This window comes from Erythrobacter sp. (assembly GCF_023653175.1).
GTDB lineage: Bacteria > Pseudomonadota > Alphaproteobacteria > Sphingomonadales > Sphingomonadaceae > Erythrobacter.
In genome coordinates, this window is sequence record NZ_JAMNXL010000219.1 from 1 (window position 1) to 5,229 (window position 5,229).

Sequence of the window (5,229 nt, forward strand, 5' to 3'; positions counted from 1 at the left end):
ATCCCTCGGGCAAGCTGATCCGCGACCGCGCCGAGCGCCGCCGCCTCAATGCCGTCGCGCTCCCGCCGGCTTACACGGACGCATGGTTCTGCCCGGCAGCGAACGGCCACATCCTGGCCACCGGCTATGACGACGCGGGGCGCAAGCAATACCGCTATCACCCCGATTTCCGCGAGGCGCGCGAGAGCGCCAAGTATGACGCCTGCGCCGCCTTCGGCCGGCGCCTGCCGCTGATCCGCAAGCGGGTGGAGGAGGACCTAGCCGCGCGCGGAGTCCCCCGCCAGGGCGCACTGGCGGCGGTGGTGCGGCTGCTCGACCTCTCGGCGATCCGCATCGGCAATGCGCATTACGCCCGCACCAACGACAGCTACGGCGCGACCACCCTGCTCAGCCATCATGCCGAGGTCGGCCGCCGCCGCCTCGCGCTGCATTTCGTCGGCAAGGGCGGCAAGGCACACGATCTGGAGGTCGAGGATGCGGGCCTCGCGGGCGCGGTGCGGCGCATGGAGGAACTGGGCGAAGAGGAGGGAGATCACCTGTTCCGCTACGAGGACGATGAAGGCGAAATCCGCCCCGTCACCGCCGCCGACGTCAACGCCTATCTGCGCGAGACGATGGGCGGGGAATTCACCGCCAAGCACTTTCGCACCTTCCACGCGAGCAGCCTCGCCTTCGAACGCCTCGCAGACGGCGAGGGCCGGGTGAAGCTTGCAGAAATGCTCGATCATGTCGCCGAGCACCTCGGCAACACCCCTGCGATCGCGCGCAAGTCCTATATTCACCCCGCGCTGATCGCCCGCATCGAGGGGCAGGAGGCGTGGCGCGCAGGCTTGCGGCTCCCGCGCCAGACCCGCTGGCTCAGCCGGGCGGAGCGGGGCCTCATTGCCTTTCTGGAAGAATGCGGTAGCGCGGGCGACTATCTGGGAACCGAGCAGAGCTAGGCAGCGCGGACACTGCGCGTTATGCCCGCGCCCAGCAGGAGATGCCGCAGCGATGACCGAGGCCCACCCCTTCTTCGACATGCACAATCACGGCTTCGTGCGCGTCGCCACCGCCACCCCGTGCAGCCGCACCGCCGATGTGCCCTATAACACCGCGGGCGTGCTGGCCGAGGCGCGCAAGGCCCACGCAGCGAATGTCGATCTGGTGGTGTTCCCCGAACTGACACTGTCCTCCTACGCGATCGACGACCTGCTGCTCCAGAACGCGATACTCGAGCGGGTCGATACCGCGGTGGCCGAGGTGGTCGCAGCCTCGGCCGATCTTGATCCGGTGCTGGTGCTGGGCGCGCCGCTGCGACGCTCGGACAAGCTCTACAATTGCGCGGTGGTGATCGCGCGCGGGCAGATCCTCGGGGTGGTGCCCAAGAGCTTCCTCCCCAATTACCGCGAATTCTACGAGAAGCGCCACTTCGCCCACGGGCGCGGGTGCACCGACTTATGGATCGCGGTGGCGGGCGAGGAAGTGCCGTTCGGCACCGACCTGATCTTCGCCGCCGCGAACCTCCCCGGTTTCCGCTTCGGGGTGGAGATCTGCGAGGATTACTGGGCGCCGGTCCCGCCGGGCATGCAGGCCGCAATGGCGGGCGCGCTGATCCTCTGCAACCTTTCGGCTTCGCCGGTCACCATCGGGCGCGCGGATGACCGCCACCTGCACGCCCGCTCGTCGGCCAGCCGTGCCATCGCCGCCTATGTCTATTCGGCCAGCGGGCACGGAGAGAGCACCACCGACCTTGCCTGGGACGGGCAGGGGATGGTCTACGAGATGGGCACCTTGCTCGCCCAGTCGGAGCGCTTCGACCGCAGCAGCGAGCTCACCATCGTCGACATCGACACCGAAAAGCTCGCCGCCGAACGGATGCGCAACCAGACCTTCGCCGATGCGGCGGAGTTCGCGGGGAACCCTGCTGACACCTACCGCAAGGTGATGTTCGAGCACGCCTGCCAAACGGGCGATATCGGCCTCCTGCGCCCCGTCCCGCGCTTCCCCTTCGTGCCCGACCGGCCCGAGAAGCTCGACGAGGACTGCTACGAGGCCTTCAACATCCAGGTCGATGCGCTGATGCGTCGGATGCAGTCGACCGGCAGCAAGTCACTGGTCATCGGCATTTCGGGCGGGCTCGATAGCACCCACGCGCTGATCGTCGCGGCCAAGGCCTGCGACCGGCTCGGCCTGCCGCGCACCACGATCCGCGGCTACACCATGCCCGGCTTCGGCACCTCGGAAGGCACCAAGAGCAACGCCCACCGGTTGATGCAGGCGCTCGAGATCACCGCAGGCGAGATCGATATCCGCCCGGCGGCGGCCAAGATGCTGGAAGACATCGGCCACCCCTTCGCAGACGGCGAGCCGGTGCACGACGTGACCTTCGAGAACGTGCAGGCGGGCCTGCGCACCGATTACCTGTTCCGCCTCGCCGGACAGCACGGCGGCTTCGTGGTCGGCACCGGTGACCTCTCCGAGCTGGCGCTCGGCTGGTGCACCTATGGCGTGGGCGATCACATGAGCCACTACGGCGTCAACGCGGGCGTGCCCAAGACGCTGATCCAGTATCTGATCCGCTGGGTGATCGCGACCGGCCAGTTCACCGACGCCTGCGCCGAGGTGCTGGGCGCGGTGCTCGACACCGAAATCAGCCCCGAGCTGGTGCCGCCGGGCGCCGACGGAGCGGTGCAGTCGACCGAGAGCCTGGTCGGCCCCTACGAATTGAACGACTTCTTCCTTCACCACATCATCCGCTACGGCCAGCGCCCCTCCAAGGTCGCGTTTCTGGCGTGGCAGGCATGGAAGGACTCAGCCGTCGGCATGTGGCCGGCGGGCTTCCCGGAAGACCACAAAAACGCCTACGACCTTGCCACCATCGCCAGCTGGCTCGACAAGTTCTGTGCGCGCTTCTTCGGCTTTTCGCAGTTCAAGCGGTCTGCGCTGCCGAACGGGCCCAAGGTCTCCTCGGCCGGCGCGCTGTCCCCTCGCGGAGACTGGCGCGCGCCCTCGGATGCGGTCGCGACCGTATGGCGCGAGGAGCTGCGGGAAGGCTTGCCGCCGGACATCGTGAGCGAGGTGTTCGGCCCGCCCGACCCCTGATGCCCAAGTCGCTCCCCCTCTCCGCACTCGGGATCATGCTGTTCTGCAATGTGGCCTGGGCGATGAATATCGTGGTCAGCAAGATCGCGGTGGCGACGCTCGGCCTGCCGCCGCTGTTCTACACCGTGCTGCGCTCGGCGACCGTGGTCGCGGTGCTGCTGCCGCTGCTGCTGCGCGGGCGGCCGGAGCGCCTGCCACTGGTGCTGCTGATCGGCTTTGCGATCACCGGGGGGAGCTTCGGGCTGCAATTCATCGGCCTCCAGACCGCGAGCCCCTCGGCGGTCGGGATCGTCAACCTTTCGGGCGCGCCGCTCACCGTGCTGTTCGCGATCCTGTTCCTCGGCGAGGAAGTGCGCTGGCGGCGCGGGATCGGGATGGCGCTGGCGCTGGGCGGGGTGGGCCTCGCGATCGGCGCGCCGTCCGAGGCGGGCGATCCGGTGGGGCTGGGCTTTGCATTTGCGGGGGTCTTGATCGGCGCCTTCGCCTCGGTCTTCGTCAAGCGGCTCGATATCGGCTCTGCGACCTTGCAGGCCTGGGCGGGGGTGGCCTCGCTGCTGGTCATGCTGCCCGCCACAATGGCGCTCGAGACCGGGCAGATCGCCGCCGTCGAGGCCGCGCCGTTCGCGGTGGCGGGCTGCGTGCTGTTTGCCGGGGTGGTCGTCTCGGTCGGCGCGCATTCGGCCTATTTCATGCTGTTCCAGCGCTATGACGCGAACCTGATCGTGCCGCTGACGCTGCTCACCCCGCTGCTCACCATCGCCTTCGGGACATGGCTGACGGGCGACACCATCGGCTGGCCGCTGATCGTCGGCGGGTCGATGGCGCTCGCCGGGGTGGCGATCATCGTCATCCGCCCGACCCGCACACTGTTCAAGCCTCGGCTGGTGCGCCCGGAAAGCTGACACGCAAAGGGCCGGCGCACCGCTGGGTGCACCGGCCCTTGCTTGTTGCCGGGCGAGGATCAGCCGCGGTCGAGCGACAGGCGGCCCGGGCCGAAGGCGGCGAGTTGGAACATGCCGCCCGCGATCGCGAGGTTCTTGAGGAAGCCCGTGAACTGCATCTGGTCGGCGAAATCGGCGTGGAAGATCGCCGCCGCAAGGATGCTGAACACACCGAGCGCGATCGCCGCGGCGCGGGTGCGGTAGCCCGCGATCAGGAGCCCTGCGCCCACCACTTCGAGCGCGATGGTGGCGTAGTAGATGGCGGTCGCAAAGGGCAGGCCGACGCTGGCGATATAGCCGATGGTGCCCTCGGCGGCGGCAAGCTTGCCGAGGCCCATGATCAGGAAGATCGCGGCCAGCAGCAGCCGTGCGCCAAGCGCGACGGCGTCCTGCGTCGAGGTTGCAGCCGGGGCTTGCGGGAGGGAAGCAGTGATGTCGTTCATGATGGTTCTCCTGGGGAGGAAGGTTGCAGGGAGGGGAGGAGGGGAGAGGAAAAGGGGTGGGCGGGGGACGGTGCGACCCTCGTCTGCCGCCCCCCGCCCATAGGTATCGCCGGTCAGGCGGCAAGCTTCAGTGCGGCGTCCTTGGCGGCGGCGATCTTCGCCTCGCCATCGACGCCCATGATCCCGTCGGCAGCGACGATCTCCACATCGGTGATCCCTAGGAAGCCGAGGAAGAAGGTCAGCCAGCGGCTCATGTAATCGAAGTCCGCGCCCACCGGGGTGCCTCCGCTCGCGATGGCGAGGTAGGCCTTCTTGCCCTTGAGCAGGCCTTCGGGGCCGTTAGCGGTGTATTGGAACGTCGTCCCGGCACGCGCGACCAGATCGGCCCAGGCCTTGAGCGTGGCGGGCGGGCCGAAATTGTAGACCGGGGTGGCGATCACGATGGCGTCGGCAGCCTGCAATTCAGCGATCAGCTGGTCGGCAATGGCGGCGAGCTCGGCCTGTTCCGGCGTGCGCTCGGCGGCCGGGGTGAGGTTCGCGGCAAAACGCTCGGCACTGACATAGGGGAGGTCGTTTGCTGCCAGATCACGGGTGGTGACGCTCGCGCCCGACTTGGCGACGAGGCCATCGACGATGCTCTGGCCCAGCTCGCGCGAGACGCTCTCGGCGTCTGAACGGATGCTGGCGGTGATGTAGAGGATGTTGCTCATTGGGGGATGCTCCTTTGGAAGGTGGAGAGGGGGTGGATCCGGCCGGCGGGG

The 5,229-nt window shown here is 68.3% G+C and carries 5 protein-coding genes; 3 read left to right on the forward strand and 2 right to left on the reverse strand.

Annotated features, from left to right (window positions below):
* The 3 genes from NBV68_RS17395 to NBV68_RS17405 all read left to right on the forward strand — a co-directional run.
* Positions 1-941, forward strand: a 941-nt coding sequence (locus tag NBV68_RS17395) for a DNA topoisomerase IB (RefSeq protein ID WP_296312286.1), incomplete at its 5' end; no start/stop codon positions are given.
* Positions 942-993: 52 nt separating this feature from the next.
* Entirely contained in the window at positions 994-3,084 is a 2,091-nt protein-coding gene (locus NBV68_RS17400; protein ID WP_296312289.1) for an NAD(+) synthase, read from the forward strand.
* A complete protein-coding gene (locus tag NBV68_RS17405; RefSeq protein ID WP_296312291.1) occupies positions 3,084-3,986 on the forward strand; it encodes a DMT family transporter in 903 nt (300 codons plus the stop codon). The genes NBV68_RS17400 and NBV68_RS17405 overlap by 1 nt, the downstream gene beginning before the upstream one ends.
* A 59-nt stretch (positions 3,987-4,045) precedes the next feature.
* On the opposite strand, the gene NBV68_RS17410 is transcribed toward NBV68_RS17405, so the two are convergent.
* On the reverse strand, positions 4,046-4,468 hold the full coding sequence (locus NBV68_RS17410; RefSeq protein WP_296312294.1) for a DoxX family protein: 423 nt from the start codon (positions 4,466-4,468) through the stop codon (positions 4,046-4,048).
* Positions 4,469-4,581: 113 nt separating this feature from the next.
* A complete protein-coding gene (locus NBV68_RS17415) occupies positions 4,582-5,178 on the reverse strand; it encodes an NAD(P)H-dependent oxidoreductase (RefSeq protein WP_296312297.1) in 597 nt (198 codons plus the stop codon).
* Positions 5,179-5,229: the final 51 nt, after the last annotated feature.

Excerpts from the sequence above, each read along its gene's own strand:
- NBV68_RS17400 (WP_296312289.1), top strand. The coding sequence starts at position 994 with ATGACCGAGGCCCACCCCTTCTTCGACATGCACAATCACGGCTTCGTG.
- NBV68_RS17405 (WP_296312291.1), top strand. The coding sequence starts at position 3,084 with ATGCCCAAGTCGCTCCCCCTCTCCGCACTCGGGATCATGCTGTTCTGC.
- NBV68_RS17410 (WP_296312294.1), bottom strand. The coding sequence starts at position 4,468 with ATGAACGACATCACTGCTTCCCTCCCGCAAGCCCCGGCTGCAACCTCG.
- NBV68_RS17415 (WP_296312297.1), bottom strand. The coding sequence starts at position 5,178 with ATGAGCAACATCCTCTACATCACCGCCAGCATCCGTTCAGACGCCGAG.